The sequence below is a fragment of the Hyalangium sp. genome, from assembly GCF_045802625.1.
Lineage (GTDB): Bacteria > Myxococcota > Myxococcia > Myxococcales > Myxococcaceae > Hyalangium.
Map to the genome: position 1 here is coordinate 1 of NZ_JBJMQP010000154.1, position 6,214 is coordinate 6,214.

4 protein-coding genes and 1 pseudogene are annotated in these 6,214 nt (G+C 66.6%); all 5 read left to right on the forward strand.

Going from position 1 to position 6,214, the window contains the following annotated elements; all coding sequences use genetic code 11:
- The first annotated feature begins 700 nt into the window (after positions 1–700).
- Entirely contained in the window at positions 701–1,804 is a 1,104-nt protein-coding gene (locus ACJ8AT_RS27945) for a Hint domain-containing protein (RefSeq protein ID WP_407740936.1), read from the forward strand.
- A 131-nt stretch (positions 1,805–1,935) separates the two neighbouring features.
- Complete coding sequence (locus ACJ8AT_RS27950) at positions 1,936–2,733, forward strand: hypothetical protein (RefSeq protein WP_407740937.1); 798 nt, start codon at positions 1,936–1,938, stop codon at positions 2,731–2,733.
- Positions 2,734–2,784: 51 nt separating this feature from the next.
- A complete protein-coding gene (locus ACJ8AT_RS27955) occupies positions 2,785–4,152 on the forward strand; it encodes an SBBP repeat-containing protein (protein ID WP_407740938.1) in 1,368 nt (455 codons plus the stop codon).
- A 164-nt stretch (positions 4,153–4,316) separates the two neighbouring features.
- Positions 4,317–5,825: a S8 family peptidase gene (locus tag ACJ8AT_RS27960; protein ID WP_407740939.1), complete on the forward strand. Its 1,509-nt coding sequence runs from the start codon at positions 4,317–4,319 to the stop codon at positions 5,823–5,825.
- A gap of 338 nt (positions 5,826–6,163) precedes the next feature.
- Positions 6,164–6,214: pseudogene (locus ACJ8AT_RS27965) on the forward strand (hypothetical protein); the annotation flags it as partial.

Sequence of the window (6,214 nt, forward strand, 5' to 3'; positions counted from 1 at the left end):
ACACAAAAACCCAACAAAACACAATTCCAAAATCATGTTCGAGATGGCGCCGCCCCCGCCGACCGCCGAGGAGCAGCTCCTCACGGCCGACGCGCACTAACGGCTGGCCGTCTCGTCTCGCCACCAGGCGGCCCCTCCTCCCCACGGGAGGGGCCGCCGGTGGGGAGACGGCAGTGAAGTGATTGGACCTCGCGCGGCGCGGGACCCTCCCGGCCGCGTGTGGCAAGCCCATGCAGTTCCCCTGCTCGATGACCCTGGCAGGCCCTCCCACGCGGAGTGGCCCCGGTCTCGCTCGGAGCCATGGCGACCCCTTCTCACATATCCGTGACCCATCCGCGGGTGTGCTGCCCGACAGGCGCCGACAGGCCAGGGCTTCTCTCCACCCCGGGTTGGCATGTCATTGGCCAGGGCCTCCTTCCGCGCATGGATATAGCAGTACCGGAATAGTGCGCCATCGCCGGAAGGGCCGCGAACTTTTGATTCTCTACAAATTTTGGATGACACTCCCAGGGAAAACGTGTAGAACCGTCCGTGAAGGCAAAACCCGTAAATCAACCTGGTGCCGTGCTTCCACGAAGGGTTGTCATCCCTGGGAAGCAGGCTCTCAACGGAACTCAAGCGCCGCATGCAGCGGCATTGGGAAGCAGTGGTCCGTCTGAAGCAACCGAGGCGGGTCGTTCATTCATTGCAAGGAGTCAGCATGAGCAAGACATTCTGGGGTGGGTTCGTCATCCTGAGCGCCGTGATGCTGCTGCCCACCATGGCGGAGGCGCAGCCGATCCTCCTGCAGCGCTGCAGCGCGGACAGCCTGGATGTGACCAAGGCCGCAGCGCGCATCGAGTGGGCCCGCAAGTGCGGCCTGCTCAAGAACGTGGGGAGCCCGAGCTTCGGGTTCGACACGGGGATTCCCGCGTCGAACGGTGGCAACCTCGTCGACTATCAGGAGACGGACCCCGTCCGTAACCCGCTGGGTGAGGGCTCGTTCTCGGGTCCGAACTACAACTTCGAGATCAACTACTCGTATATCAATACCCTGTACCTGAGCGGAGGCACGACCCAGAGCCTCGACACCTGGGGCTACAACAAGTGGACGCGCGATGCGACGCGCAAGCGCGCCCGCCCGCTCTACCCCACGTTCGGCACCACCGCGGACCTGAGCGACGCGAGCAACCACCAGCTCTGGCCGCACCCGACCGACACCAACGACTGCGGCCTCTACTCCTCGGCCACGGGCACCGTGTCGTCCATGTCGTCCACCTACTACGTGAACGGCTACTGCGAGGCGAGCTGCTACACGCCGGACCAGGAGATCCTCTTCGAGGGCGGGTACGTGTCCATCCTCGACGCCCTCAACGCGCGCCGCGAGGACCTCATCACCCTGTCCGACGACTCCACGCTGGACAACGTCAAGATGAAGAAGAACTCCACCTACGGCTACACGGTGGAGACGCGCGACACGAAGCACAACATCTACGTCATCACCACGGAGAGCGGCGGCCAGCTGCGCGTCACGGACGAGCACCCGGTCATCAACGGCGAGGGCCGCATGGTGAAGGCCCGGACGCTGAAGGTCGGCCATGAGCTGGTGAAGGCGGATGGCTCGCGCGACACCATCGTGAGCATCGAGAAGACCGAGCACTTCGGCAAGGTCTACAACGTGCGCCCGGTGTCCGAGGGCCTGGTGTCCAACGTGCTGGTGGCGCAGGGCTACCTGGTGGGCTCCTCGCGCTTCCAGAACGATGACGTGGGCTACATGAACCGCGTCATCCTGTACCGCGGCGTCCCCGCGCACTCCATCCCGTAGTCCACGGTGCGCGGTCGGGTGGGTCCGGTCTCCCTCGGGGCACCGGACCCCTCCCGGGTTCGCAGTACCCCGCCCCTCACGGGGCGGGTGATGTTGTCCGTGTTCTCGCATTCCTGGAGGCGTGAGAGCCGATGAAGGTCCTTCGCAATACACTCATCGTCGCGGTGCTGACGGTGCTCGCGGTCATCGCGGTGAAGATTGCCCTGTCCGGGCCGGTCGAGGTGCCCCCCGCTCCCGAGGCCGTGGCCGCCCGCCCCGCCAAGGTGGAGCCCGCCCCCGAGTCCAAGCCCGCCGCGCCGGCCCAGCCCTCCGTTCCCCCCTTGCTCGCCAGTCCCGAGACCCCGGTGAACCTGCCCGAGGACGAGGGTGAGCATGGCGAGTTCACCACCTCGACGGACATCCTGAAGCAGAAGCTCTTCAAGAAGGAGCCCAAGCTCGCCCAGTTCGACTACTTCCGCGAGCACGTCCTGCTCGACTCCGTCACTCGCGAGGACTACCGCAAGCTGCTGGCCGACAAGGCCATGCTCGAGAAGGTGCGCAATGATCTGCTGCACCCCGCGGACCGCAAGGACACGACGGAGAGCAACGTCAAGCGGCTGATGGAGATCGACTACCTGCGCGAGGCCATGGACTGGAAGGAGCACCCCGAGCGCAAGGACCTGCTCGCCGAAGTGGAGCAGATCATTCTCGAGGACTCCTTCACCGCGGACATGCCGGTGGACGTCAAGCGCTCGCTGGCCGCGTCCAAGATGGAGCTCTACGAAATCTACTCGGCGCAGGCGCCCGAGCGGGCCCTGGCCCTGGTGGGCGAGGCTCGCGGGACGCGGCTGGAGAAGATGCTCGAGTACTTCGCGGAGCACAACCAGCGCCGCCTGGCCAAGGAGCGCGAGTTGAGCCTGCAGGCGCAGAACCAGACCAGCAAGCCCTGATTGGGAGAGATGATCATGTCTGTTGTGGGTCCACGCGGAAGAATCCTCACGATGGTGGCAGTGGGCGTGCTCGGCGCCGGTTGTGGTACGGCGGAGCCCCAGCAGGGTGCGGCGGAGCCCCAGCAGGAGGAGCTGCCCAGGCAGAGCACTCCGCAGTCCTCCTCGCCCGGCTGGTCGGCCACGGGCATCATGCTGCCGGGAACGGTCAACAGCGATGAGTTGAATGACGTGGTGGTGGAGCCCTCCACGGGGAACGTGCTCGTCGCCGGTTATGAGAATGGTCTGCTGGGCATGGCGAGCGTGGACCCGTCCGGCAACGCGCGCGGCATCATCATGCGCTACGATTCGAACCTGTTCCTGCTGGACAAGATCAGCATCGACTCCAGCCTCAGCGCGGAAGTCGTGGAGGCGCTCGCGCTCAGCCCGAGCTCCCAGGACATCTACTTCACGGGCCGGACCACCGGCTCGTTCAATGCCACCCCCAACGCGGGACAGTTCGACACCCTCGCCGGCTGGGTGGACGCCACCAACTCGAAGAAGATCTTCCAGTTCGGCCATCAGCGTCCGGAGCACCCGGTGCGGCTGGCCGTGGACCCGAACGGGGCGCTCATCGTCAGCGGGCACACCGACACCTATATCCCCAGCAACTACGTGGAGGCCTGGGAGGATCCCTTCGTCCTCAAGCTGAACCGGGGAACCGCCACCAACGGGACGCCGACGCTGACGCCCGCGTGGGAGGTGTTGTACAACACCTCGGCGTCGGATGTGCTGCCGGGCCTGACCGTCGACAGCTCGGCGAACATCTACGTGTCCGGCGCCAACCCCAATGGCACCTCGCGCGGCATGTACGTGAAGCAGCTCACCCCGAGCGGAGCCACGGGCTGGTACAGCCAGCAGTCCATCGTCTCCCTGGACATGGCGGCGGCCCTGTCCATCTCCCCCCTCGATGGGAACAACCTGCTGATGGCCGGCTCGACGTATGCGCTGCTCGGAAAGCAGCAGTTCGGCCAGCAGGACGCGGTGGTGCGCATGCTGGACAAGAACACCCGCGCCATCCTCTGGACCCAGCAGTTCGGCTCGGCGGAGAGCGAGTGGGTGACGGACATGACGCAGGACGCCCAGGGCAACATCTACGTGGTGGGCGAGACGCTCGGTTCCGTCGACCCGCTCGTGCAGCCCCAGGGCGACTACGACATCTTCGTGATCAAGCTGGACTCGAACGGGCTGAACCCGCAGGTGTTCCAGATTGGCTCGAGCATGGATGACCACCCCTCCGCGGTGGCCGTGGACGCGAACGGCACCATCTACGTGGTGGGCTACAGCTCGGGAAGCCTGTTCCAGGGACAGACCAACAAGGGCAGCCACGACGCCTTCCTGCTGAAGCTGGTGCCTCCGGGCAGCGGCGGTATCGGCATCTGAGACGCGGGGGCTCCCCCGGAGCCCGCGCACAAGCCTGATTCACGGGGGGAGCGCGCCAGGGCTCCCCCCAGCTCTCGAGGAGTGTTTTCACCACCCGAGGGAGAAGCTCTGGCGCGGGCAGCGGCCAGCGCCGTCCGTAGCATCCATTCCAAAAGGGAGAGCAGATGAAGAACGTGAAGATGACGCTGATGGGCGCCTGCATGGCGGTGGTGGCGTGTGGTCCGGCCTCCGAGCCCCAGCAGGCGGAGACGTCCCAGGTGGTGACCCGTGCGCAGGGCCAGTTCCTGAAGTCCGAGCGGGCCATTCCGGGCGAGTACATCGTCGTGCTGAAGGAGAAGCCGGCCCGCGGCCTGACGGCGATGAGCGCGGTGGCCGCCGGCCTGGTTCAGCAGCACGGCGGTAAGGTGGCGGAGACGTACGAGCACGCCCTGCGCGGCTTCATGATGCGCGCCACCGAGGCGCAGGCGCGCGCCCTGGCCAACAACCCGAACGTGGCCTACGTGGAGGAGAACGGCGTGGTGGAGCTGGCCACCACCCAGCCCAGCCCGACCTGGGGCCTCGACCGCACCGACCAGGACAGCCTGCCGCTGGACAATCAGTATGTGTATGACACGGACGCCGCGACCGTCCACGCGTACATCATCGACACCGGCATCCTCTCCACCCACTCCGAGTTCGAGGGACGTGCCACCAAGGACTACGACGCCATCGGCGACGGCCAGAACGGCAATGACTGCAACGGCCATGGCACGCACGTGGCCGGCACGGTGGGCGGCAAGACGTACGGCGTGGCCAAGAAGGTCCGGCTGCACGGCGTGCGCGTGCTGAGCTGCACCGGCTCCGGCAGCTACGCGGGCGTCGTCGCCGGCGTGGACTGGGTGACGGGCAATGCCCAGAAGCCCGCCGTGGCCAACATGAGCCTGGGCGGCGGCATCGACCCGGCGCTGGATACCGCGCTCACCAACTCGGTGAACTCCGGCGTGGTGTACGCGGTGGCGGCGGGCAACAGCAACGCGGATGCCTGCGGCTTCTCGCCCGCCCACATCCCGGCGGCCATCACCGTGGGCGCCAGCACCATCGGCGACGCGCGCGCCTCGTTCTCCAACTACGGCCCCTGCCTGGACATCTACGCTCCGGGTCTGAACATCACCTCGGCGTGGATCGGCAGCGACACCGCCACCAACACCATCAGCGGCACCTCCATGGCCTCGCCGCACGTGGCGGGCGCGGCGGCGCTGCTGCTGGCCAAGGGCGTCGCGGCCAACAGCGTGGCGACGCAGCTGACGACCAGCGCCAGCGTGGGGAAGATCACCGACGCCGGCGCCGGCTCGCCCAACCTGCTCCTCTTCACCGGCACGCGCAACAACGCCACCCCGCTGGCCAACGGCACCCCGGTGAGCGTCGGCGACGGCACCAACGGCGTGAAGAGCTTCTTCCTCGACGTGCCCGCGGGTATGGCGTCGGTGACCTTCTCCATCTCCGGCGGCACGGGTGATGCGGACCTCTACGTCCGCTACAACAACCTGCCGACCACGGTGGACTACGACTGCCGCCCGATGCGCGCCGGCAACAATGAGATCTGCACCATGTACAACCCGCAGCCGGGCCGCTGGTACGCCCAGCTGCGTGCGTACAGCACCTACGCCAACGTCTCCCTGAAGGGTCAGTACTAACTCCTGACGCTTCCATGTTCCGCTTCCGCGCCCTCGTGCCACAGTCTGGCAGGAGGGCGCGGTCGTATTTGCACTCCCTCCTTCATTTCAAGAGCTGTCTTCCATCCAGTAACGCGAAGGGATTCTTCCATGCGCAGTCGGATTGGTGTGGTGCTCACGGTGTTCGCCCTGGCGGCTTGTGGTGAGCCGCCTCCAGACACGTCCGATTCGGGAACGCCCGACGCCGGGAGGCCCGATTCGGGAACGCCCGACTCCGGGACTCCTGATTCCGGGACGCCCGACTCCGGGACTCCTGATTCCGGGACGCCCGACTCCGGGACGCCCGACTCCGGGACGCCCGACTCCGGGACGCCCGACTCCGGGACGCCCGACTCCGGGACGCCCGACTC